This is a genomic window from Allobranchiibius sp. GilTou73 (assembly GCF_021391335.1).
GTDB classification, from domain to species: domain Bacteria; phylum Actinomycetota; class Actinomycetes; order Actinomycetales; family Dermatophilaceae; genus Allobranchiibius; species Allobranchiibius huperziae.
Map to the genome: position 1 here is coordinate 3,016,488 of NZ_CP090051.1, position 21,664 is coordinate 3,038,151.

Genomic DNA, 21,664 nt, shown 5'->3' on the forward strand with positions numbered 1-21,664 from the left:
CACAACAGACCAGTTCACCAGCAAGCACTTCACCACAGGAGTACAGATGATCAAGCGCACCATCAGCATCGTCGCGGTCGCCGGCCTCGGCCTCGGCCTCGCCGCGTGCGGTAAGGACAGTTCGAAATCCGGCAGCGGTAGCGGCAGCGCTGCCGCCGGCACCGTCGCCTCGAAGCTGATCATGGGCGGACCGGCCGAGTTCCAGACCCGGGCCGACGGGCTGCCCGGGCTCAAGAAGAACTACGGCGTCGCCTTCGGCAAGTACACCGTCACCGACACCGGCGGCCCGGTGACCATCGGCGCCCTGAAGAACGGCCAGGTGGACGCGGCCGACATCTTCACCACCGACCCGTCGATCAAGGCCGACAACTTCGTGGTGCTCACCGACCCCAAGCACAACTTCGCGGCTCAGAACATCATCCCGCTGGTCAGCAAGTCCAAGGCCACTCCCGGTGTGCAGGCGGTGCTGAACGCGGTCTCCGCCACGTTGTCCACCGCGTCCCTGCGCGACCTGGTCACCCAGGCGGTCACCGACAAGAAGGACCCCGACGCTGTCGCCAAGAGCTTCCTCTCGGCGCACCCCGTCAACATGTCGGGCAAGGCGAGCGGAGCCTCTCTCACCGTCGGGTCGGCGAACTTCCCGGAGAACGTCGTCCTTGCCGAGATCTACGCGGAGGCCCTCAAGAGCGCGGGCGCGAAGGTGTCGACGAAGCTGAACATCGGCAGCCGTGAGAAGTACTTCCCGGCACTGAAATCCGGCTCGATCAACGTCTTCCCCGAATACAACGGCGCCGTGCTCAGCTACCTGCAGCAGGGGGCCACCGAGGCGAGCACGACCGCCGTCGACACCGCGCTGTCCAAGGCCCTGCCGTCCAGCATCGTCGCGCTCAAGCCCGCCGAGGCCCAGGACAGCGACGCCATCGTGGTGACCAAGGCCACCGCCGACAAGTACAAGCTCGTGTCCATCGCGGACCTTGCGAAGAAGGGCTGACCATGATCAGACGCAGCATCGGCATCGTCGCAGTGATCGGCCTGGGCCTCGGCCTGGCCGCGTGCGGCAAGGACAGCTCGAAGACCGGGGGAATCAACGGCGCGACCTCGGGCAGTGGCACCGTCGCCTCGAAGCTCATCATGGGAGGCTCGGCCGAGTTCAAGACCCGCGCCAACGGTCTCCCCGGGCTGAAGAAGAACTACGGCGTGGTCTTCGGCAAGTACACCGTCACCGACACCGGCGGCCCGGTCACCGTCGGTGCGCTGGTGAATGGTCAGATCGATGCGGCCGACATCTTCAGCACGGACCCGTCGATCAAGAAGTACGGGTTCGTCTCCCTCAAGGATCCGAAGAACAACTTCGCGGCCCAGAACATCACCCCGCTGGTGACCAAGAGCAAGGCGACACCGGGAGTCGAGGCGGTGCTCAACGCGGTGTCGGCCAAGCTGTCGCAGCAGGCATTGGTCGACATGGTCTCCCAGGCCATCACCGACAAGGAGGATCCCGCGGCGGTCGCGAAGGCCTTCCTGGCCAAGAACCCGATCAACATGCCGGGCAAGGCCAGCGGCGTGTCGCTCAGCGTCGGTTCCTCGAACTTCCCCGAGAGCGTCGTACTCGGCAACCTCTACTCCCAAGCCCTGAAGAGCGCCGGAGCGAAGGTCACCGACAAGTTCAACATCGGCAGCCGCGAGAAGTACTACCCGGCGCTGAAGGCCGGATCGATCAACATGTTCCCGGAGTACAACGGCGCCCTGGCGAGCTACCTGGACAACTCGACCAGTGCCTCCAGCACTGCAGAGGTGATGGCGGCACTGAAGAAGGCGCTGCCCTCCAGCATCGTCGCGTTGACCCCGGCGCAGGCACAGGACAACGACTCGGTCATGGTGACCAAGGCCACGGCCGAGAAGTACCACCTGGTCTCGATCGCCGACCTGGCGAAGAAGGACTGATTTTTCAACCCATCGTCACATCCGACCGTGTGCCGCTCCGTCATCGACGGGGCGGCACACGGCGTGTCGGGCAGACTGTCCCAGAAGGGCTGCGTCGATGTTACCGGCTGGTAACATCGACGGATCAACGCCCGCGGCGCTCCAGTGCGCCGATTCCGTGCCTTCTCAGGAGGATCGATGTCCGACGCACCCACTCTTCAGCTGCCCGACGGCGTGCAGGTGACGGGACCTCTGCAGGAGCGCTATGACGTCATCCTGTCGCCGAAGGCGCTGGAACTCATCGCCCGCCTGCACCGTGAGTTGAACGCCGACCGCCTCACCGCGCTGCAGGCGCGAGCGGCCCGCATCAAGCAGGTGGCCGACGGGACCGACCTGGACTTCCTCGAGGAGACCCGCGCAGTGCGCGAGGACGACAGCTGGAAGGTGGCGCCGCTGGCGCCCGGCCTGCAGGACCGCCGGGTGGAGATGACCGGCCCGACCGACGCCAAGATGACGATCAACGCCCTCAACTCCGGCGCCCGCGCCTGGCTGGCAGACCAGGAGGACGCCAACACCCCGATGTGGGGCAACGTCGTGCAGGGTCCGCTCAACCTGATGGACTCCATCGACGGCACGCTCGACTTCACCAGCGCCGAGGGCAAGGAGTACAAGGTCGCGCCGTTCGAGCAGCAGCCGACGATCATCGTGCGGCCGCGCGGCTGGCACCTGCCGGAGAAGCACATCCTGGTGGACGGTGAGCAGACCTCGGGCTCCCTCGTCGACTTCGCGCTCTACCTCACCGCCTGCGGTCAGAAGCAGATCGACCGCGGCCACGGGCCGTACTTCTACCTGCCAAAGATGGAGAGCCACAAGGAGGCCCGGCTCTGGAACCGCGCCTTCGTGCTCGGCCAGGACTTCCTCGGCATCCCCCAGGGCACGATCCGGGCGACCTGCCTGATCGAGACGCTGCCCGCGGCATTCGAGATGGAGGAGATCCTCTACGAGCTGCGCGACCACTCCTCGGGACTCAACGCCGGCCGCTGGGACTACCTCTTCTCGGTCATCAAGACCTACCGCACCCGCGGCGCGGACTACATCGTCCCCGACCGCAACACCGTGACGATGACGGTGCCGTTCATGCGGGCGTACACCGAGCTGCTCGTGCGCACCTGCCACAAGCGCGGCGCGTCCGCCATGGGCGGGATGGCCGCTCAGATCCCGACCAAGGACGAGCAGACCAACGCCGCGGCGTACGAGAAGGTCACCGCCGACAAGACGCGCGAGGCGAACGACGGCTTCGACGGGTCGTGGGTGGCCCACCCCGCGATGGTCAAGACGTGCTTCGAGGTCTTCGAGCAGGTGCTCGGCGGCAAGCCGAACCAGCTGGAGAAGACCCGCGACGACGTGCACGTCGATGCCGCCGCGCTGCTGGACGTGCGCTCCACGCCCGGTGACGTCACCGAGGCCGGGCTGCGCGCCAACATCGACATCGCCCTGCAGTACCTGCGCAGCTGGCTGACCGGCCGCGGCGCCGTGGCCATCCACAACCTGATGGAGGACGCTGCGACCGCCGAGATCTCCCGCTCGCAGATCTGGCAGCAGATTCAGAACGACGTCACGACGGCCGACACGGGCACGCTCATCACGCGGGAGTGGGTGCTGCAGCTGGCCGACGAGGTCATCGCGGACCTGCCCGGCGAGCCGGCCGACTACGAGGACGCCAAAGAGACGTTCCTGCAGGTCGCGGTGGCCGATGAGTACGCCGACTTCCTGACCCTGCCCGCGTACGAGCGGATGGCCTGACACCGCCCGCACAACTCTCGCGAGACCGCCCGACCGCCACCCGGTCGGGCGGTCTCGCGCTTGCGTGCCGACCGAAGAGGCCGTGTCGCGTGTTACCGGTACCGCGCGTACCAGTTATCGGGTAGGCTTACTTTACTGATCGGAAACTAACGACATCTCGTCCCGAAGGAGCGTCGCGCCGTGAGTACGCACTCCAAACCGAGCCTCGCCGACAAGGGCCAGGCGTTCGGGTTGCGCCTGATCGCCCGTGCCGGCGGCCTCGAGGCCATGAAGAACCCCGTCCTTCGCTCGAAGGTCGAGCGCATCCTCTACAAGAGCGCGCAGCAGGGCTTCAAGGCCCAGACCGCCGCCGGCAAGGCCTTCGCCCGCAAGAGCGGGTCCGGGTCCGCCATCCGCCCCGAGCGCAGCACGGCACGCCGCGAGTTCGACCTCACGCCGTCCGAAGACCAGGCCATGATCCAGGAGGCCGCCCGCGAGTTGGCCGACGAGGTCATCCGACCGGCCGGCGGGCAGGCGGACACCGACCGCGCGGTGCCGGACGAGGTCCGCCGACAGGCGGCGTCGATGGGTCTCACGCTCGTCGGTGTCCCGACCGATCTGGGCGGCGTCGCCGAAGAGGCGTCAGCGGTCACCAGCGCTCTGGTCATCGAGGAGCTTGCCCGTGGCGACATGGGGCTGGCAGTAGCCATCATGTCCTCGGCCGCCGTCGCCAACGCCCTTGTGAATTACGGGGACTCGGCCCAGCAGGCGACCTTCCTGCCGCCGTTCACCGATGAGGACGATCCTGCGACCGGCGCCCTGGCCATGACCGAACCGCAGCCGCTGTTCGACCCGTTGAGGCCCCGCACGCTCGCCCGCACCGATGGCGACGACGTGGTGATCGATGGACAGAAGTCGCTGGTGGTCGCCGCGGCGAGCGCGGACCTCTTCATCGTGTCGGCGCTGCTCGACGACGAACCCCGGCTGATCGTGGTGCAGCCCGGCACCGCTGGCCTCACCACCACCGACGACCCGGCCATGGGGCTGCGCGCGGCGGCCACCGGCCGACTGCACCTGGACGGCGTACGCGTCCCGGCGGGCAACGTGCTCGGCACGTCCGCCGACGTGCTCGACGCCGTGCGCCGGGCCCGGCTGGCCTGGGCCGCAGCCGCGGTGGGCACCGGGCAGGCCGTGGTCGACCACCTCACGACGTACACCGTCGAACGCACCGCATTCGGCGAGCCGATCGCCCAGCGTCAGGCCGTGGCCTTCACGGTGGCCGACGCCGCGATCGAGGTCGACGCGCTGCGGCTGGTCGTGTGGCGGGCAGCGGCGCAGCTCGACGCAGGGCGTGACGCGGGCGCATCCGTCGCGCACGCGCGCAGCCTCACCTCCACCTACCTGACCCGGGTCGGCTCCGACGGCGTGCAACTGCTCGGCGGACACGGATTCGTCAAGGAGTACGACAACGAACGCTGGTACCGCGACCTGCGCGGTGCCGGGGTGCTCGAGGGCACCCTGCTGGTCTGAGCCGGCCCGACCGACGACAGGAATTCGACATGATTGATCTGGAAGTCCCGAAGAAGTTCCGCCCGCTGCTCACCCAGGCGGCATCGCTGGCCGACGACATGTTCCGACCGATCAGCCGCAAGTACGACCTGGCTGAGCACGAGTACCCGACCGAACTGGACCTGCTGTCCGCGGTGCTGGACGGGATGTCCGACTCCGGCGCCACCCAGGGCGCGGGCGCCAGCGGATCGGCGCAGGTCAAGGATCCCGGCACCGCCCCGGCGGGCGTCGGGTCCGGTCGCAACGACCGCTTGGGCAAGCCCAACAAGAACGGCGCCAACCTGTCCTCGGTGCTGTCGATCATGCAGACCTGTCGCGGCGACGTCGGACTGACCCTGTCCATTCCTCGCCAGGGTCTGGGCAACGCTGCGATCGCCGCCGTCGCCAGCGACGAGCAGAAGGAGCGTTACGGCAATCGGTGGGCCGCGATGGCCATCACCGAGCCGGAGGCCGGTTCGGACTCCGGCGCGATTCGCACCACCGCCGTCAAGGACGGCGACGACTACATCCTCAACGGCGAGAAGATCTACGTCACGGCGGGTTCGCGCGCGGACCTGGTCGTGGTCTGGGCGACTCTCGACCGGTCGCTCGGCAAGCAGGCCATCAAGTCGTTCGTGGTCGAGACCAGTAATCCGGGCCTGCAGCTCGTGCGGCTGGAGCACAAGCTCGGCATCCGCGCCTCGGACACGGCAGCGTTCCTGCTGCAGGACTGCCGGGTGCCCGCCCGCGACCTGCTGGGAGATCCGGAGATCCGAACCGAAGGTGGCTTCGGCGGGGTCATGCAGACCTTCGACAACACCCGCCCGCTGGTGGCCGCGATGGCGTGCGGCCTTACCCGGGCCTGCCTGGACCTGACGACCGAGCTGTTGGCGAAGGAGGGCGTCATCCCCGACGTCGACGCACCCCTCACGACCCAGCCGTACGCCGCGGCCCGGCTGATCCACATGGAGGCCGACTACGAGGCGGCGTACCTGCTGGCGCTGCGCGCCGCGTGGATGGCCGACAACGGCAAGCCCAACTCGATGCAGGCGTCGATGGCCAAGGCCAAGGCCGGGCGCACCTGCGTCAACGTCTCACTCGCGTGCGTCGAGCTCGCGGGCGCGAGCGGGTACGCCGAGACCGAGCTGCTGGAGAAGTGGGCCCGCGACTCCAAGATCCTGGACATCTTCGAGGGCACCCAGCAGATCCAGCTGCTGATCGTGGCCCGCCGGCTGCTCGGCCTGTCCTCCAGCCAGTTGAAGTAACGCCCTCAGCGCGAGCGCACGTTGGTGACGGCCGCGCGTACGACCGAGATCAGCGATTCCTCGTCGAGGCCGAGGTGGCGCGTCCGCTGTGCGAAATCGGCAGCGGCCGCGGCCGCCTCGGCCTGCGAACGGTCACCGGACGAACTCACGAAGGTGCCGGCCCGGCCGCGGGTCTCGATGAGACCGGACTGCTCCAACCGGGTGTAGGCCTTCGCGACGGTGCCCGGCGCGACGCCGAGCTGCTCGGCGAGCCCTCGCACGGTCGGCAGCTTGGTGCCGACCGCGAGCGAGCCGTCATTGGACCCGGCCGCGATCTGCCGGCAGATCTGTTCGTACGGAGGCGTCGCGTCGTCCGGGTCGATCCGCAGTGGCGCGCTCACCACCCGAGCGTCCCCGGTTCACCCTTGAACGGGCCCACCACACGCCCCGTGATCCACCCGCCGTAGAAACCCCCGGCCTGTGGCTGGACCCGCTCGCCGTCCACCCGGCACTCGTCGACCAGGCCCGGCATGACGGCGATGTAGCCGAGCAGTCGCTCGAATCCGGGGCTGGGCTCCGGATAGGTCCACGCCGCCTTCCGCGCCGTCGCCGAACCGCCCACCACGTCGAAGTACGCCGCGACGCCCTTGAACTCGCAGTAGGAGGATCCCGCGGTCGGGCGCAACGCCCCCTCGGCGAAATCGGCGACCGGCAGGTAGTAGGTCGGCGGGTGACTCGTCTCCAGCACCCGTACGGCGCCGCGACTGCTCGCGACCGTGCGCCCTCCCAGGTCCACCTCGACCAGCTCCGCGGTGTCCTCGACCCGGGGTGGGCGCGGGTAGTCCCACACCGACTCCTGGCCGGGATCCGGCGCGATCCTGCGTGCTGTACTCATCCGACGCTCCGTCCTACCCCGGGTGATGCTACCGGCGCGTACGGGAAGTGAGATGCTGCCTGGAGAGATCGCCACGCCGGACCAACCCTGGAAGGACCCCGATGGATCTGGAATACACGCCCGAGGAGCAGCAGTTCCGCGACGAACTGCGCACCGTCTTCTACGAGAAGGTGCCGGCCGAGATCCGCGAACGGGTGGTGCGGGGGCAGATCAGCCGCGAGGACATCGTGGCGAGCCAGCGGATCCTGCACGAGCACGGGCTGGCCGTGCCGCACTGGCCGACCCAGTGGGGTGGCAAGAAGTGGACCGCGACGCAGCAGAACATCTACGCCTCCGAACTGCAGCGGGCCGCGGTGCCCACTCCCCTGGCCTTCAACGTGAGCATGGTCGGGCCGATCATCGCCGAGTTCGGAAGCCAGGAGCAGAAGGAGAAGTTCCTGCCGGCCACGGCCAACCTGGACATCTGGTGGTCGCAGGGCTTCTCGGAGCCGGAAGCCGGCTCGGACCTCGCCGGCCTCAAAACCACCGCGATCCGCGACGGTGACGAGTACGTCATCAACGGCCAGAAGACCTGGACCACGCTGGGCCAGTACGGCGACTGGATGTTCCTGCTCGCCCGCACCAACCCCGGTGCCGAGCGCAAGCAGCAGGGCATCTCCTTCATCCTGGTCGACATGAAGACCCCGGGCATCGAGCGCCGCCCGATCAAGCTGATCGACGGCAGCGTCGAGGTCAACGAGTTCTTCTTCGACAATGTCCGCGTGCCGGTCTCCAACCTGGTCGGCGAGGAGAACAAGGGCTGGACCTACGCCAAGTTCCTGCTCGGCAACGAGCGCAACGGCATCGCCCAGGTGGGCACGAGCCAGCGGGTCTTCGCCGAGCTGGTCGACGCCGCCAAGGAGACCGACGTCGAAGAGGGCACCCTCGCCGACGACCCGGACTTCCGTTCCCGGCTGCACACCGCCAAGATGCGGCTGCTCGCTCTGGAGGCGACCCAGTTGCGCGTCGCAGGCGCCTCGGCCGACGGCAAACCGGACCCGGCGTCCTCCCTGTTGAAGCTCGAGGGCACCCGACTGCTGCAGAGCCTCACCGCGCTGCGACTGGATGCCGGCGGCACCGACTCCGTGCTCGTCGGGGACACCGAGGGCACCGACGGCACACCGGTCGGCCTGAGCAGCGAGCACGCCGCGAGTACGGCCGCCTTGCAGTACCTCAACATGCGCAAGCTGTCGATCTTCGGTGGTTCCAACGAGATCCAGCGTGGCGTCATCGCCAAGGCGGTCCTGGGTCTGTGACCCGCAGGACGCCGGCAGACCCCTTCGACACGACGAACGAGAGCATCTGATGGACCTGACACTGAACGAAGACCAAGAAGCCTTCGCCGAGAGCATCGACGACGCGCTTGCCCGCAAGTACACCGCCGAGTTCCGCGGCAAGGCCGCGGCCAGCGATGTCGGCTGGGACGAGAAGCTCTTCTCGACCCTGGCGGAGATCGGCGCGAGCGCGCTCACCATCGACGAGGAGCACGACGGCCTGGACGCCGGCGCGGGCGAGGTCTACGCCGCGCTCTACGCGCTCGGCCAGAACGCCGCCATCGAGCCCTTCCTCGACGGCGTCTACCTGCCGTCGTGGCTGCTGTCCGCGAGCGGCTCCGCGCCGGACGAGGTCCTGAGCGCGCTGGCCGCCGGCGAGGCGATCGCCGCCGTCGCGCACTCCGAGCCCGGCCGCGTCTGGGACGCCGCACCCGCCACCACCGCGACCGGCGATGGTGACAAGGTCACCCTGTCGGGCACGAAGACCGCTGTCGCACACGCCGATCAGGCCAAGTGGCTGCTCGTGACCGCGTCCGGTGACGCCGGCTTCGGCGTCTACCTGGTGAACGGCGACGCCGAGGGGATCACCCGCACGGACGGCCGCACCGCCGATTGGACCCGGGTCTCACGGGTCACCTTCGAGGGAACGCCCGCCACTCTCTTAGGCTCCGCCGGTGACCAGGGTCGCCGCGCCTTCGACGCCGGCGTCGCCCGCGCCCGCATCGCGGTGCTCGCCGAGGCCGTGGGCCTGATGGACCGCGCGAGCAAGGTGACGGTCGACTACCTGAAGTCGCGCAAGCAGTTCGGCGTGACGCTGTCGACGTTCCAGGCCCTGGTGCACCGCGCCGCCGACCTCTACGCCGAGGTTGAACTCGCCCGCTCGGTCGCGCTGTGGGCGACCGCCAGCCTCGAGCGGGACGCGCAGACCGACGACACCGATGTGGACGCCACGGCGGACGACGCGTTCGTCTACATCGCCCAGGCCGCCCGTGTGGTCGCCGAGGAGGTCGTGCAGTTGCACGGCGGTATCGGCATGACCTTCGAGACCCCGATCAGCCATTACGCGGCACGCCTGACCTCCATCGAGCAGTCGTACGGCGGGGTCGCCGCCGCCCGCCGGCGGGTCCTGAAGTCCGGTTCGCCGCTCACCGCGCCGACGGTCGTGCGGAGCTGACCTCGGCAGCGCACATCGACGACGCCTCGGGCACACAGCGATAGCTGTGTGCCCGAGGCGTTTTCAGCGCACCTGCACCGGCGCCTCCCGGCCGTGCGCGAGCGCCAGGTCGAGCAGTCCGGGGAAGCGGGCGTCCAGATCCGCGCGGCGTACCTGGTTCATCCTGCGGGTGCCCTCGTCGGACTGCCGGAGCACGCCGGCCTCGCGCAGTACCCGGAAGTGGTGACTGGCGGTCGACTTGCCGACCGGCACCTCGAGGGAGCAGCAGGGCACTCCACGGTCGATGCCGTCCAGGGCCGAGACGATGCCCAGCCGCACGGGGTCACTCAGCGCCGCCATCACCCGGGACAGGTCGATGTCCTGCTGCTCGGGGTGGATGAGGGGGGCGGATCTCCTGCTCGCCATGCGTCTCAGCATCTCATGTTCGACGACCGTCGACTGTTCCTGACGTCGGTGCTATGTTCGCAGCACACCGAACATCTACGGAAGGTCGCATCATGCGGATCGGGATCATCGGAGCCGGCAACATCGGCGGAGCCCTCGTGCGCGGGCTCGTGCCCCTCGGGCACGACGTGCAGGTCGCCAACTCGCGCGGGCCTCAGACGCTGCAGGAGTTGGCCTCCGAGACCGGCGCGAGCGCGGTCACCGTGCAGGACGCCGTCAAGGACAAGGACCTGATCGTCGTCACCATTCCCCAGGCCAAGATCGAGTCGTTGCCGGCCGGCCTCTTCGCCGACGTCTCGGACGACGTCGTGGTCGTCGACACCGGCAACTACTACCCGCGCGAACGCGACGGCCGGATCGCGGCCCTCGAGAGCGGCACCGTGGAAAGCGCCTGGGTGCAGGACCGGATCGGGCACCCGGTCGTCAAGGCCTTCAACAACATCTTCGCCGCGCACCTGCAGGACGAGGGGCAGCCGCAGGGCGCCGACGGGCGCATCGCGCTGCCGATCGCGGGCGACGACGCGGACGCCAAGAAGGTGGTGCAGGAGCTGGTCGACGCCCTCGGCTTCGACCCGGTGGACGCGGGCTCGATCGCCGACTCGTGGCGCCAGCAGCCGGGCACCCCGGTCTACACGACCGACCTCGACGTCGCCGGCGTCCGCGCCGCCCTCGCCGACGCGCCTCGCGAGCGCCCGGAGGCCTTCACCGCGACCCCTGACAGCCCCGGCAGCTACTCAGACCCTCGATAGGACTGCGAGCGAGGTTCAGATTGCAGGGCCCCGAGCCCGATCCGGGTTCGCCCTGCATTGCAGGCCGTCCAGAAGCATGGCGACCATCCGCTCCGAGCGGGAGTCGTCGTGTGCCGATGGGCGGGATGCAGAGCTTCGCGACCGCGCCCAGCAGGTCCAGTGGGTCGACACCATCTCGAATGGCCCCGGCCGCAGCGGCCGCGTCGAGGAGGGTTTGCAGGACCGGGCCGAGGTGACGCTGGAAGTACCCGGACAACTCCCGAAAGGCGGGGTCGCCGAAATGCAGGGCGGCCGCAAGGCCGGGCTTGGTCACGATGAACTGCGCGTAGTGCTCGATCCAGAGCCTGACCGCCGTACCCGGGTCGTGTGCCGCGGCAAGGTGCGACGCCTGGCTCACGCAGACGTCCACCTCGCGCTGGAACACCGCACTGATCAGGTCCGAGCGCCGCGGGTAGTGCCGGTACAGGGTGGCCGTACCCACGCCGGCTCGAGCGGCGATGGCGCGTACGTTGACATCGACGCCGTGGGAGGCGAACTCCTCCTCGGCGGCAGCGAGCAATGCATCGGCGTTTCGCTGCGCATCGGCACGCGGCACGGGTGAGCTCCTTGCGTAAACGGGACATTGTCCCGTATGTTCGGATCCTATCCGGGACGATGTCCCATTTAGGTTGTCTCTAGCACTTTACGGTGCCGGAAGGAGATGGGCCATGCATTACCGCTCACTCGGAAGGACCGGTATCAAGGTCAGCCCGTACGCCCTTGGCGCCATGAACTTCGGCGCGATGAGCAACACCGACCATGACGACTCGATCCGAATCGTCCACGCTGCCCTCGATGCCGGCATCAACCTCATCGATACAGCCGACGTGTACTCCCTCGGCGAGTCCGAGGAGATCGTCGGTAAGGCGATCAAGGCGCGGCGCGACAACGTCGTGCTCGCCACCAAATTCTCCAACCCCATGGGCGGGGACGACCCGAACCGCCGGGGCGGGTCGCGCCGCTGGATCCTTGCCGCCGTCGAGAACTCGCTACGCAGACTGCAGACCGACTACATCGACCTCTACCAGTACCACTACCTCGACGCCGCGTCCGACCTCGAGGAGACGCTGGCCGCGCTCACGGACCTTGTGCAGGCCGGGAAGGTACGCGCGATCGGCACGTCCAAGTTCCCTGCCGCCGAGATCGTCGAAGCGCAGTGGATCTCCGAACGCCGGGGATTGCAACGGTTTCGCAGCGAACAACCGACGTACTCGATCCTGAACCGGGCGGTCGAGCGCGACGTCCTTCCGGTCGCGGGCCGTTACGGCATCGGCACCATCGTCTACAGCCCTCTTGCGCAGGGATTACTCACCGGCCGCGTTCGCAAGGGCCGAGAATCTGAGCTCACCCGCAGCGGCACCTACTACGCGCACCTCCGCGACGAGCGGCGCATCGACATCGTCGAGCGGCTCATCCCGCTCGCCGACGAATTCGGTATGTCGCTAACGCATTTGGCGATGGCGTTCGCGATCGCCCACCCGGGCGTGACGTCCGCCCTGCTCGGACCACGCACGATCGAGCACTTGGAAGACTCCCTCGCCGGCGCCGAGATCGAGCTGGGCGACGACATCCTCGACCGCATCGACGAGATCGTCCCGCCCGGCACCGATGTCGGCCACCTGCAGATGAGCTACAACCCACCTGCCCTCGTGGACCCGAGGCTGCGCCGACGCCCCATCGAGGAACGCACCGCCGCCTGAGTGCAGGTCACTGACCACCAACTGGCCGGACCTGTGCTGATGGAGGGGTCGACGGTGCGCCACGCCGTCGTACGTTGGATGCTCCGGAACCATCTCAAGGAGTCACCGATGCCTCGATTCATGGACGTCCACTCGATCGACGGAGGTGTGAGCGTCGAGGACGTGGCGAAGGCCCACGCCGCCGACCTCGCGACCCAGGACGAGCACGACGTGAAGTACCTGCGCTACTGGGTCGATGAGAAGCAGGGCAAGATCTTCTGCCTCGTCGACGCGCCGTCGGCGGAGGCCGCATCGACGGTGCACCGCGAGGCCCATGGCCTGGTCGCCGACGACGTGTACGAGGTGCACGAGGGCGAATAGCCTCCCGCACGAGAGAAGTCCCGGACCACGTGGTCCGGGACTTCTCGTGTGAAGTGGAGCTGAGGGGATTCGAACCCCTGACCCCTTCCATGCCATGGAAGTGCGCTACCAACTGCGCCACAGCCCCGTGGTCCACCGCAGTGGACGACCGGCACACTCTATCCGGCGCCTCAGCGCGAGCCAAATCGGCGTCGTATCAAGCCGATCCAACCCCTTCTGGCGTGTCCCGCTCCATCGCCTCGCGCTTCTTGCGCGCGTAAACCTGACGGCGCGCACGGGCGACGACGGTGCCGTCGGCGAGGGTCAGGTCGACCTCGAACCAGTGCAGCACCTTCTCCCCCGCGTCACAGCGCTCCCGGATCTGTGCGGCGACCGAGGTCGGTACCTCGAAGACTCCGTAGACGGTCCCGGTGCCCGGTGAGACGTACTCCAGCTGCGCGGCCTGGTCCCAGACCTTGTAGTCCTTGCCGAGCTGGTGCATGAGCAGCAGCGCGTAGAACGCGTCGGTCATCGCGCCGATGGAGCCGCCGAAGGCCGTCCCGTGCTGGTTGCGGTTGATCCGGGTGAGCACGAGCTTGACCCGCGCCCGGGTCCAGTCGTCGTTGATCTCCTGCACCCGGATCCCCGCGCCGAGCATCGGCGGCCACAGGTTGAGCAGCCGGTTCAGCCGTTGCGGGGTGAAGTGTCTGCGCGACTTCGTCGGCTGATCGCTCATCGGTCGGCGTTCCAGCGTTCGATGCGCCACCCGGAGCGGTGCTCGACGAGTTGCGCCCAGTGGCAGTTGAACAGGCCGCCCAGGCAGTGCCACGCGACGCCCTGCTGCATGCCGACCAGCTGCGCGGCCAGCGCGCGGCCGGTGACACCGTGCGAGACGACGGCCATGGTCGCGCCGGGTGGGAGCGTCGAGACGACATCCTCGATGAAGGCGTCGACACGCGTCGCCACGTGGGCGACCGACTCGCCGGTGCGGCCGCGTCGCAGGTCGTCACCGGCCGTGATGGCCGCCTGCTCGTCGGGGAACTGCTCGGTGACCTCGGTGGTCGTCATGCCGGCCCACTCCCCGACATCGATCTCGCGCAGCCGCGCGTCGCAGACCGGGTCGATCCCGACGGCCGCGCCGAGGGCCCGAGCGGTGTCGAGAGCCCGTGAGAGGTCGGAGGTGTAGATCACGTCGATGCCGTACGCCGTGAGCGCGGCCGCCGCGTCCTGCGCCTGCCGCCGGCCGAGGTCGGACAACGGTGCGTCCAGGCGTCCCTGCCAGATGCCGGCGGCGTTGAAGGTGGTCTGCCCGTGCCGCAGCACGATGATGCGGCGGGGTGGGACCGCCTCCGCCGCCCGGGAGCCCACGGACTCCCCACCGGCGGTGGTACTCATGCCTCGAGCTCGATCACCGGACAGTCACGCCACAGTCGGTCGAGCGCGTAGAAGTCGCGCTCCTCCTCGTGTTGCACGTGCACCACGATGTCGCCGAAGTCCAGGAGAACCCACCGGTCCTCGCGCTGGCCCTCACGCCGGATCGGCTTCACGCCGAGGGTGTGCAGGCGCTCGAGCACGCCGTCGACGATGGAGGCGATCTGCCGTTCGTTCCCGGCCGCGGCCACGACGAAGACGTCGGTGAGGGCCAGTTGGTCGCTCACGTCGATCGCGATGACCGACGTCGCGAGTTTGTCGTCCGCGGCCGCGGCGGCGGCCCTGGCCAGATCGACGGCCTGCTGCGTGGCAGCCACTCAGTCCTCCCTGATCTCACCGGCACCAGGCCGGTAGAGGTTGTATTTCCCGATGTACTGCACGACGCCGTCCGGCACGAGGTACCAGACCGGTTGACCCGACCGGACCCGTCGCCGGCAGTCGGTGGAGCTGATGGCCATCGCCGGGATCTCCTTCAGGATGACCCGTTCCCGCGGCAACCCCGCGTCCGAGAGCAGGTGCCCCGGCCGGGTCACACCGATGAACTGGGCCATGTCCCACATCTGGTCCACCCCGCGCCAGGACAGGATCTGCGACAGTGCGTCGGCGCCGGTGATGAAGAACAGTTCGGCGTCCGGCCGCTGGCTCTGCAGGTCCTTCAGGGTGTCCAGGGTGTAGGTCGGACCCTCGCGGTCGATGTCGACCCGGCTGACGCTGAACCTGGGGTTGGACGCCGTCGCGATCACCGTCATCAGGTAGCGGTGCTCCGCGGGCGTGACCCGCTGCTTGGCCTTCTGCCAGGGCTGGCCGGTGGGCACGAAGACCACCTCGTCCAGTCCGAGCAGCGTCTGGACCTCACTGGCGGCGACCAGGTGGCCGTGGTGGATGGGGTCGAACGTGCCGCCCATCACCCCGAGCCGGATGGTCAGTGGTCGATCTTCCGACCGGCCTGCGAGCGCGGCTTGCCGGCGGTGTTGCGGAAGGACCACAGCACCGCGAGGAGCGCCAGGAAGACACAGAACGCGATGGCCCCGTAGGCCAGGTGCGCCATCGGCAGTTCGTGCTCTTTGAGCGCGGGCACCGAGTCGTCCGTCGCGAAGGAGACGAGCGAGGATTTCATAGCCGCAGCGTAGCCGGTTAGCTCAGCAATCCCGCAGCCGCGCCGGATACTCTGACCCTGCCATGAGAGTCGAGCTGTCCGTCGTCGTCCCGATGTTCAATGAGGAGGCGGTCCTCCCGCTGTTCGTCGAGAGGCTGCGGCCGGTGCTCGACCGGATCGGCGCGACGTACGAGGTGGTCGCCGTGGACGACGGGTCCGGTGATCTCACCGCCGCGACGCTGCAGAGGATGAAGCGGACCTGGCCGGAGCTGCGGGTGCTGCGCCTACGCACCAACTCCGGGCACCAGGCGGCGATCTCGGCCGGGCTGGTCGCCGCGCGGGGCGACTGGATGGTCACCATCGATGCCGATCTGCAGGATCCGCCCGAGGTCATCGCCGAGATGCTCGACGTAGGACGTCGTGAACGGGTCGACGTCATCTACGGCGTGCGCACCGACCGCAGCACCGACACCGCCTTCAAGCGCGGCACTGCCAAGCTCTTCTACCGCACCATGCGACGCATCTCCGGTGTCGATGCTCCCGTGGACGCCGGCGACTTCCGCATGATGTCGCGCGCCACGGTCGACGCGGTGAACGCGCTGCCCTCCCACGGCCGCGTCATCCGCCTCGTCGTCCCGACGCTGGGCTTCCCTTCCGCGTCGGTCGGCTACCGGCGCGACGAGCGCGCGGCGGGCAGTTCGAAGTACCCGCTCGGCAAGATGCTCCGACTGACCCTCGACTCCATCACCGGCTTCTCCCAGGCCCCCCTGCGCTTCGCCACCTGGTTCGGGTTGGGCGGCTTCGTGCTCGCCTTCGCGATGCTGGTGCTCGCCGTGGTCCGCAAACTGGAGGGTGACGCCGTCTCGGGGTGGCCCTCGACCGTGGTCATCGTGGCCGGTTTCGCCGGCCTGCAGCTGCTGTGTCTGGGCATCCTCGGGGAGTACGTCGGACGCATCCACGCGAGCCTGCAGGGCCGGCCGACGTACTACGTCGCGTACGACTCGCTCATCGCGGACCAGAGCGGCCGCTCCGGGCCGACGTCCGGGGAGGCGCTGCTCCCCTCGGAGACGGCGACGCGTCACCCGTCCGCGGAGTTCTAGCACCGGATCTGTCCGTCGCCCTCGACGACCCATTTGGTGCTGGTCAGCTCCTGCAGCGCCATCGGGCCGCGGGCGTGCAGCTTCTGGGTGGAGATGCCGATCTCGGCGCCGAAGCCGAACTCCCCGCCGTCGGTGAAACGGCTCGACGCGTTCACCATGACCACCGCGGCGTCCACCTGTGCGACGAACTGCCGGGCCCGCGCCCGGTCCTCGGTGACGATGACCTCGGTGTGACCGGTGCCGTAACGGTCGATGTGCGCGATCGCGTCCTCGAGCGAGTCGAGCACTCCCACACTGATCTCCAGCCCGTGGAACTCCGCCGCCCAGGCCTGCTCGGTCACCGCGCGGTACGGCGTGCCGGACCGGTCGGCGTACGCCGCAGCGCGCGCGTCGAGGTCCAGGACCACCCCCGCGTCGTGCAGGTCCGCGAGGAGCCCTGGGAGTACCGCGTCCGCCGCATCGCGGTGCACGAGCAGCGACTCGGCGGCGTTGCAGACGCTGGGCCGCTGGGTCTTGGCGTTGAGGGCGATGTCGCGGGCCATCACCGGGTCGGCGCCGGCATCGACGTACACGTGGCAGTTGCCGATGCCCGTCTCGATCACCGGCACCGTCGCGCCGAGGACCACCGTCCGGATCAGGTCCGCGCCACCACGCGGGATGACCAGATCGACCAGCCCGCGTGCCGTGATCAGCGCGGTGACCTCGTCGCGGCCGCCGGAGAGCAACTGCACCGCGTCCGCCGGGAGGTCGCGTTCCTCCAGGGCGCGCCGCATCGTCGCCACCAGGACGGCATTGCTGTCGGCGGACGCGGAGCCGCCGCGCAGGATCATCGCGTTGCCGCTCTTCAGGCCGAGGCCGGCCGCATCGACGGTGACGTTGGGGCGGGCCTCGTAGATCATCCCGACGACGCCCATCGGCACCCGGACCTGACGGATCTGCAGACCGTTGGGCAGGGTCGAGCCGCGGACGACCTCGCCGACCGGGTCGGCGAGTCCGGCCAGGTCACGCAGGGCGGCCGCGATGGCCTCCACCCGTCCGGGGGTCAGCCGCAGGCGGTCCTGCAGGCTCTGGGGCATGTCGGCCTCGGCGCCGCGGCGCAGGTCGGAGGCGTTGGCGCGCACGATGTCGTCGCTCGCCGCCACGACCGCGTCGGCCAGCGCCATGAGCGCCGCGTCCTTCTCGGCTCGCGACAGCAGCGCGAGGCGGCGGCTCGCCGCGTGGGCGCGCTCCCCCGCGGCGCGTACACGGGCGTCCGCGGTGCTCGTCTGCGTGGTCGTCATGGCGCGATTCTAGGGCGGGTCTGTCCACCCCACGGGTGCATCTCAGGTGCGGCGGACCGGCTGCCGACGGCTGCGCACGATGGTGCCGACCACCACGATCGCGATCGTGGCGTACGTGAGGTAGGTGCTGTAGCGGGACAGGGTGTGCACGAAGTCCTTGGCGGGAGCGCCGATCCGATAACCGGCGTACATCCAGATCCCCCGGTAGACGATGGCGGCCGCGAAGTCGATCAGCAGGAACCTGCGCAGCCGCATGCCCACGTCGCCGACGAACGCGTTGACGATGGCGGAGGGCAGGAAGGGCACGAACCAGACCAGGAACACCGCCGGACCGCCGAACCGCTTCGCCAGTCGTTCGGCGATGGCCGCCGTCCGGGCAGCCCAGCGCGATCGCCCTGCGACCACCTCGATGATGCCGTGCCCCCACAGGCGCCCGGCCCACCAGAAGATCCAGTCGAACTTGATCGACGTGAGAGCGGCCATCAGCAGGCCGACCCACCAGTACGGCTCGTGCCCGGTGCGCAACCGGGCGCCGATGTCGACCATCGCGATGTTGGAGCCGCTGAATGCCGCGAGGGCGTAGGTGTTGAGGCCGAGCAGGAAGGCGCGCAGGGGCAGCGTGGCCAGGCCGTAGATGCCGAGGACCGCGATGCACCCCCAGCACCAGAGGTCCTTGCGTCCGGGTTTGCCGGTCCATGGCATCCGCGGGTCGTCCCACCATTCCCGGGGCGCGTCCTCCTCGACGGGCGGAAGTTCGCCGGGCTCCGAGCGGACCCTCTGGCGCACGGGCTTGGTCAGGTCCACCGCGTCCGGCGGCTTCTGCCCCGGCGGCAGATCGGGGCGTGCCGACCACGGATCGGTGCCACTCATCGACGCCTCCTGCTCAGCACCACGAGATCGTCGCGATGGATCACTTCACGTTCGTACGCGGGCCCGAGCTCCCGGGCGAGCTCCTTGGTGCCCCGCCCCAGCAGAGCGGGCAGCTCGCGGGAGTCGTAGTTCACCAGCCCCCGTGCGACCACCCCACCGGAGGGGTCCACGACGTCAACGGCGTCACCGGTGCTGAAGGTTCCCTCCACGGCACGGATCCCGGCGGGCAGCAACGACTTACGCCGCTCCGTGACCGCGGCGACCGCTCCGTCGTCGAGCACCAGCCGGCCCTGGGGAGCGGTCGCGTGCTCGAGCCAGATCCTTCGGGCGCGGCCACGGCCGCGGGTCGGCGCGAAGACCGTGCCCACGTCGGCCGACGACAGGGCGGCACGGGCCTGGGTGGCGGAGGTGAGCAGCGTGGGCACACCGGCCGAGGTCGCGATCGCAGCCGCTTCCACCTTGGTCACCATGCCGCCGGTGCCGACTCCCGACTCCGACCCGCCGATCCGCACGTCCTGCAGCGCGTCGACCGTCGGGACGAACGGCACGCGCACGCTCCCGGGCAGCGACGGCGGACCGTCGTAGAGCGCGTCGACGTCGGAGAGCAGCAGCAGGCCGTGCGCGTCGATGAGCTGCGCGACCAGCGCGGCGAGCCGGTCGTTGTCACCGAAGCGGATCTCCTGCGTGGCGACCGTGTCGTTCTCGTTGACGACCGGCACCACGCCCATCGCCAGCAGTCGCTCGAGGGTGCGCCGCGCGTTCAGGTAGTGACCGCGCCGGGTCACGTCGTCGGCGGTCAGCAGCACCTGCCCGACGACCAGGCCGCGCGCCGCGAACGCCGCGGTGTACGCCGCGAGCAGCACTCCCTGCCCGACGCTCGCCGCGGCCTGCTGGGTCGGCAGGTCGCTGGGCCGCCGCGGCAGGTCCAGGGGCGCCATCCCGGCCGCGATGGCGCCGGAGGAGACCAGCACGACCGAACGTCCCGCGGCGCGGTGCGCTGCCAGGGTGTCCACCAGCGCGGTGAGCGCGGCGAGGTCGAGGCGCCCGCGGGCATCGGTCAGCGAGCTGGAACCGACCTTGACGACCAGGGGCGAGGCAGCTGCGAGTCGCTGCCGCAGCCCCTGCTCGTCCTCAGCCGTCATCGTCGGAATCCGCCGACTCGGTCACCTCGACGGGATCGCGGTGGGTCCAGACCTCGGCGCGTCGTTCGGCGGCCAGATCCTCGCGGGCCTCGCGCTGGCCGTCCTTGCGGGCGTGGAACTGATCACGCCGCTCGGCGCGGGTCGGGCGGGCCGGCTCGTCGAGCCGCAGGTCACTGCCGCGCGCGCCCAGCAGTTCCGCGCCGGCGGCCATCGTCGGCTCCCAGTCGAAGACCACGGAGTTCTCGACCGGCCCGATGAGCACGGTCGACCCGGGCACGGCGCCGGCCTTGAAGAGCGCGTCCTCCACGCCGAGCCGCGCCAGGCGGTCGGCGAGGTAGCCGACGGCCTCGTCGTTGGCGAAGTCCGTCTGACGCACCCACCGGGTGGGCCTGTCGCCCACGATCCGGAAGAGCTCGCCGTCCGGCGTGTTCTCGCGGCGCACCTCGAAGCCGGAGTCGTCCACGGCCCGGGGGCGCAACACGATCCGCTGGGGCACGATCTCGGCGGCCTCGGCGCGGGCCTCCTGTACGTGCGCGGCGAGCGCGAAGCTCAACTCCCGCAGGCCCACGTGCGAGGCGGCCGAGACGATGAACACCTGCAGTCCGCGGGCCTCCAGGTCCGGTCGCACCATCTCGGCCAGCTCCTGGGCGTCCGGTACGTCGGCCTTGTTCAGGATCACGATGCGGGTGCGCTCGGACAGCGGCCGGCCGCCGAGGGAGTCGTCCGCGACGTACTCCGAGAGCTCGTGCTCGATGGCGTCCAGATCCGACATGGGATCGCGGTCCGGTTCCAGCGTGGCGCAGTCGACGACGTGGGCGAGCACCGAGCAGCGCTCCACGTGCCGCAGGAACTCCAGCCCGAGGCCCTTGCCCTGGCTCGCGCCGGGGATCAGACCCGGGACGTCGGCGATCGTGTACCTCAGGGACCCGGCGGTCACGACGCCCAGGTTCGGCACCAGCGTGGTGAAGGGGTAGTCGGCGATCTTCGGCTTGGCCGCCGACATCACCGACACCAGGCTGGACTTGCCGGCGGACGGGAATCCGATCAGCGCCACATCGGCGAGCGTCTTCAGCTCCAGCACGATGTCGAGCGCGTCCCCCGGCTCCCCCAGCAGCGCGAACCCGGGCGCCTTACGACGCGGCGAGGCCAGCGACTTGTTGCCCAGGCCGCCGCGACCGCCGCGCGCGACGATGTAGCGGGTGCCCATCCCTACCAGATCGGCCAGCACCGTGCCCTGACCGTTGGTCACGACCGTGCCCTCCGGGACCGGCAGCACCAGATCTTCGCCGTCGGCGCCGTTGCGCTCGTCACCGGCGCCGGGACGGCCGTTGCCGGCGACACGGTGCGGACTGCGGTGGTACTCCAGCAGGGTCGTCGACTGCGGGTCGACCTCGAGGACGACGTCCCCGCCACGGCCACCGTTGCCGCCGTCCGGTCCACCGAGCGGCTTGAACTTCTCGCGTTTCACGGACGCGACGCCGTGACCACCACTGCCCGCACCCACATGCAACTGCACGCGATCGACGAAATTAGTGGCCACGGAGGTACTCCTTCAAAGAAAAATCGGGGGCGGGTCCGACCCGGACCCGCCCCCGTCA

Annotated in this window: 24 protein-coding genes and 1 tRNA gene; 11 read left to right on the top strand and 14 right to left on the bottom strand. The window is 69.4% G+C overall.

Annotation, left to right across the window (positions count from 1 at the left end):
- Positions 1-46 precede the first annotated feature (46 nt).
- The 5 genes from LVQ62_RS17585 to LVQ62_RS14885 all read left to right on the top strand — a co-directional run bounded on the left by LVQ62_RS17585 (position 47) and on the right by LVQ62_RS14885 (position 6,515).
- The gene (locus LVQ62_RS17585; RefSeq protein WP_179479926.1) at positions 47-991 is read left to right on the top strand and encodes a glycine betaine ABC transporter substrate-binding protein; all 945 of its coding nucleotides are present in this window, start codon (positions 47-49) and stop codon (positions 989-991) included.
- Between the two features lie 2 nt (positions 992-993).
- On the top strand, positions 994-1,941 hold the full coding sequence (locus tag LVQ62_RS17590; protein WP_255696413.1) for a glycine betaine ABC transporter substrate-binding protein: 948 nt from the start codon (positions 994-996) through the stop codon (positions 1,939-1,941).
- 177 nt (positions 1,942-2,118) lie between these two features.
- Positions 2,119-3,723, top strand: coding sequence for a malate synthase A (aceB, locus tag LVQ62_RS14875; protein ID WP_233762759.1), 1,605 nt, complete (start codon positions 2,119-2,121; stop codon positions 3,721-3,723).
- 180 nt (positions 3,724-3,903) lie between these two features.
- The gene (locus LVQ62_RS14880; protein ID WP_233762761.1) at positions 3,904-5,232 is read left to right on the top strand and encodes an acyl-CoA dehydrogenase family protein; all 1,329 of its coding nucleotides are present in this window, start codon (positions 3,904-3,906) and stop codon (positions 5,230-5,232) included.
- Between the two features lie 29 nt (positions 5,233-5,261).
- Complete coding sequence (locus LVQ62_RS14885) at positions 5,262-6,515, top strand: acyl-CoA dehydrogenase family protein (RefSeq protein WP_233762763.1); 1,254 nt, start codon at positions 5,262-5,264, stop codon at positions 6,513-6,515.
- Between the two features lie 5 nt (positions 6,516-6,520).
- Here LVQ62_RS14885 and LVQ62_RS14890 read toward each other — a convergent pair whose 3' ends face one another.
- On the bottom strand, positions 6,521-6,895 hold the full coding sequence (locus LVQ62_RS14890) for a GntR family transcriptional regulator (RefSeq protein WP_343048441.1): 375 nt from the start codon (positions 6,893-6,895) through the stop codon (positions 6,521-6,523).
- Positions 6,892-7,389, bottom strand: a complete 498-nt coding sequence (locus LVQ62_RS14895; protein WP_233762768.1) for a DUF427 domain-containing protein — start codon at positions 7,387-7,389, stop codon at positions 6,892-6,894. The genes LVQ62_RS14890 and LVQ62_RS14895 overlap by 4 nt, the downstream gene beginning before the upstream one ends.
- A gap of 101 nt (positions 7,390-7,490) precedes the next feature.
- Between LVQ62_RS14895 and LVQ62_RS14900 the strand changes: the two genes are divergently transcribed.
- Positions 7,491-8,684, top strand: coding sequence for an acyl-CoA dehydrogenase family protein (locus tag LVQ62_RS14900; RefSeq protein WP_233762770.1), 1,194 nt, complete (start codon positions 7,491-7,493; stop codon positions 8,682-8,684).
- A gap of 49 nt (positions 8,685-8,733) precedes the next feature.
- On the top strand, positions 8,734-9,876 hold the full coding sequence (locus tag LVQ62_RS14905; protein ID WP_233762772.1) for an acyl-CoA dehydrogenase family protein: 1,143 nt from the start codon (positions 8,734-8,736) through the stop codon (positions 9,874-9,876).
- A 63-nt stretch (positions 9,877-9,939) separates the two neighbouring features.
- Here the strand turns inward: LVQ62_RS14905 and LVQ62_RS14910 are convergent, their stop codons facing one another.
- Positions 9,940-10,281 carry a helix-turn-helix transcriptional regulator gene (locus LVQ62_RS14910; RefSeq protein ID WP_233762774.1) on the bottom strand — a complete coding sequence of 114 codons (342 nt, stop codon included), beginning with the start codon at positions 10,279-10,281 and terminating at the stop codon, positions 9,940-9,942.
- A 53-nt stretch (positions 10,282-10,334) separates the two neighbouring features.
- Between LVQ62_RS14910 and LVQ62_RS14915 the strand changes: the two genes are divergently transcribed.
- Complete coding sequence (locus LVQ62_RS14915; RefSeq protein WP_255696414.1) at positions 10,335-11,069, top strand: NADPH-dependent F420 reductase; 735 nt, start codon at positions 10,335-10,337, stop codon at positions 11,067-11,069.
- Here the strand turns inward: LVQ62_RS14915 and LVQ62_RS14920 are convergent.
- Positions 11,023-11,664: a TetR/AcrR family transcriptional regulator gene (locus tag LVQ62_RS14920; protein WP_233762778.1), complete on the bottom strand. Its 642-nt coding sequence runs from the start codon at positions 11,662-11,664 to the stop codon at positions 11,023-11,025. The genes LVQ62_RS14915 and LVQ62_RS14920 overlap by 47 nt on opposite strands.
- Positions 11,665-11,776: 112 nt before the next feature.
- Here LVQ62_RS14920 and LVQ62_RS14925 point away from each other — a divergent pair, with 112 nt between their 5' ends.
- Positions 11,777-12,808, top strand: a complete 1,032-nt coding sequence (locus tag LVQ62_RS14925; RefSeq protein WP_233762780.1) for an aldo/keto reductase — start codon at positions 11,777-11,779, stop codon at positions 12,806-12,808.
- Between the two features lie 108 nt (positions 12,809-12,916).
- Positions 12,917-13,168: a DUF4242 domain-containing protein gene (locus LVQ62_RS14930; protein ID WP_233762782.1), complete on the top strand. Its 252-nt coding sequence runs from the start codon at positions 12,917-12,919 to the stop codon at positions 13,166-13,168.
- 54 nt (positions 13,169-13,222) lie between these two features.
- On the opposite strand, the gene LVQ62_RS14935 is transcribed toward LVQ62_RS14930, so the two are convergent.
- The 6 genes from LVQ62_RS14935 to LVQ62_RS14960 all read right to left on the bottom strand — a co-directional run bounded on the left by LVQ62_RS14935 (position 13,223) and on the right by LVQ62_RS14960 (position 15,695).
- Positions 13,223-13,295: transfer RNA gene (locus tag LVQ62_RS14935), tRNA-Ala, on the bottom strand.
- A gap of 69 nt (positions 13,296-13,364) precedes the next feature.
- A complete protein-coding gene (locus LVQ62_RS14940; RefSeq protein WP_179479899.1) occupies positions 13,365-13,883 on the bottom strand; it encodes a DUF4442 domain-containing protein in 519 nt (172 codons plus the stop codon).
- Positions 13,880-14,542, bottom strand: coding sequence for a histidine phosphatase family protein (locus LVQ62_RS14945; protein WP_233762784.1), 663 nt, complete (start codon positions 14,540-14,542; stop codon positions 13,880-13,882). Before LVQ62_RS14945 ends, LVQ62_RS14940 begins: the two co-directional genes overlap by 4 nt.
- Positions 14,539-14,895: a ribosome silencing factor gene (gene rsfS, locus LVQ62_RS14950; RefSeq protein WP_208050852.1), complete on the bottom strand. Its 357-nt coding sequence runs from the start codon at positions 14,893-14,895 to the stop codon at positions 14,539-14,541. The genes LVQ62_RS14945 and rsfS overlap by 4 nt, the downstream gene beginning before the upstream one ends.
- Complete coding sequence (gene nadD, locus LVQ62_RS14955) at positions 14,896-15,498, bottom strand: nicotinate-nucleotide adenylyltransferase (RefSeq protein WP_255696564.1); 603 nt, start codon at positions 15,496-15,498, stop codon at positions 14,896-14,898.
- Positions 15,499-15,500: 2 nt separating this feature from the next.
- Positions 15,501-15,695: a hypothetical protein gene (locus tag LVQ62_RS14960; RefSeq protein ID WP_179479892.1), complete on the bottom strand. Its 195-nt coding sequence runs from the start codon at positions 15,693-15,695 to the stop codon at positions 15,501-15,503.
- 62 nt (positions 15,696-15,757) lie between these two features.
- Between LVQ62_RS14960 and LVQ62_RS14965 the strand changes: the two genes are divergently transcribed.
- On the top strand, positions 15,758-16,774 hold the full coding sequence (locus LVQ62_RS14965) for a glycosyltransferase family 2 protein (protein WP_233762788.1): 1,017 nt from the start codon (positions 15,758-15,760) through the stop codon (positions 16,772-16,774).
- Here LVQ62_RS14965 and LVQ62_RS14970 read toward each other — a convergent pair.
- Genes LVQ62_RS14970 through obgE form a run of 4 tightly spaced genes read right to left on the bottom strand, consistent with a single transcriptional unit; the run spans position 16,771 to position 21,606 of the window.
- Positions 16,771-18,054, bottom strand: a complete 1,284-nt coding sequence (locus LVQ62_RS14970) for a glutamate-5-semialdehyde dehydrogenase (protein WP_233762791.1) — start codon at positions 18,052-18,054, stop codon at positions 16,771-16,773. The two genes, LVQ62_RS14965 and LVQ62_RS14970, sit on opposite strands and share 4 nt — an antisense overlap.
- Positions 18,055-18,096: 42 nt before the next feature.
- Entirely contained in the window at positions 18,097-18,924 is an 828-nt protein-coding gene (locus tag LVQ62_RS14975; RefSeq protein ID WP_233762793.1) for a DedA family protein, read from the bottom strand.
- Positions 18,921-20,066, bottom strand: a complete 1,146-nt coding sequence (gene proB, locus LVQ62_RS14980) for a glutamate 5-kinase (protein WP_233762795.1) — start codon at positions 20,064-20,066, stop codon at positions 18,921-18,923. Before proB ends, LVQ62_RS14975 begins: the two co-directional genes overlap by 4 nt.
- Positions 20,056-21,606 (bottom strand): GTPase ObgE, encoded by a 1,551-nt coding sequence (gene obgE / locus LVQ62_RS14985; protein ID WP_208050857.1) that lies wholly within the window; start codon positions 21,604-21,606, stop codon positions 20,056-20,058. Before obgE ends, proB begins: the two co-directional genes overlap by 11 nt.
- Between the last annotated feature and the right edge of the window lie 58 nt (positions 21,607-21,664).

Excerpts from the sequence above, each read along its gene's own strand:
- LVQ62_RS17585 (WP_179479926.1), top strand. The coding sequence starts at position 47 with ATGATCAAGCGCACCATCAGCATCGTCGCGGTCGCCGGCCTCGGCCTC.
- LVQ62_RS17590 (WP_255696413.1), top strand. The coding sequence starts at position 994 with ATGATCAGACGCAGCATCGGCATCGTCGCAGTGATCGGCCTGGGCCTC.
- aceB (WP_233762759.1), top strand. The coding sequence starts at position 2,119 with ATGTCCGACGCACCCACTCTTCAGCTGCCCGACGGCGTGCAGGTGACG.
- LVQ62_RS14885 (WP_233762763.1), top strand. The coding sequence starts at position 5,262 with ATGATTGATCTGGAAGTCCCGAAGAAGTTCCGCCCGCTGCTCACCCAG.
- LVQ62_RS14895 (WP_233762768.1), bottom strand. The coding sequence starts at position 7,389 with ATGAGTACAGCACGCAGGATCGCGCCGGATCCCGGCCAGGAGTCGGTG.
- LVQ62_RS14900 (WP_233762770.1), top strand. The coding sequence starts at position 7,491 with ATGGATCTGGAATACACGCCCGAGGAGCAGCAGTTCCGCGACGAACTG.
- LVQ62_RS14905 (WP_233762772.1), top strand. The coding sequence starts at position 8,734 with ATGGACCTGACACTGAACGAAGACCAAGAAGCCTTCGCCGAGAGCATC.
- LVQ62_RS14910 (WP_233762774.1), bottom strand. The coding sequence starts at position 10,281 with ATGGCGAGCAGGAGATCCGCCCCCCTCATCCACCCCGAGCAGCAGGAC.
- LVQ62_RS14915 (WP_255696414.1), top strand. The coding sequence starts at position 10,335 with ATGTTCGCAGCACACCGAACATCTACGGAAGGTCGCATCATGCGGATC.
- LVQ62_RS14925 (WP_233762780.1), top strand. The coding sequence starts at position 11,777 with ATGCATTACCGCTCACTCGGAAGGACCGGTATCAAGGTCAGCCCGTAC.
- LVQ62_RS14930 (WP_233762782.1), top strand. The coding sequence starts at position 12,917 with ATGCCTCGATTCATGGACGTCCACTCGATCGACGGAGGTGTGAGCGTC.
- LVQ62_RS14940 (WP_179479899.1), bottom strand. The coding sequence starts at position 13,883 with ATGAGCGATCAGCCGACGAAGTCGCGCAGACACTTCACCCCGCAACGG.
- LVQ62_RS14945 (WP_233762784.1), bottom strand. The coding sequence starts at position 14,542 with ATGAGTACCACCGCCGGTGGGGAGTCCGTGGGCTCCCGGGCGGCGGAG.
- LVQ62_RS14960 (WP_179479892.1), bottom strand. The coding sequence starts at position 15,695 with ATGAAATCCTCGCTCGTCTCCTTCGCGACGGACGACTCGGTGCCCGCG.
- LVQ62_RS14965 (WP_233762788.1), top strand. The coding sequence starts at position 15,758 with ATGAGAGTCGAGCTGTCCGTCGTCGTCCCGATGTTCAATGAGGAGGCG.
- LVQ62_RS14970 (WP_233762791.1), bottom strand. The coding sequence starts at position 18,054 with ATGACGACCACGCAGACGAGCACCGCGGACGCCCGTGTACGCGCCGCG.
- LVQ62_RS14975 (WP_233762793.1), bottom strand. The coding sequence starts at position 18,924 with ATGAGTGGCACCGATCCGTGGTCGGCACGCCCCGATCTGCCGCCGGGG.
- proB (WP_233762795.1), bottom strand. The coding sequence starts at position 20,066 with ATGACGGCTGAGGACGAGCAGGGGCTGCGGCAGCGACTCGCAGCTGCC.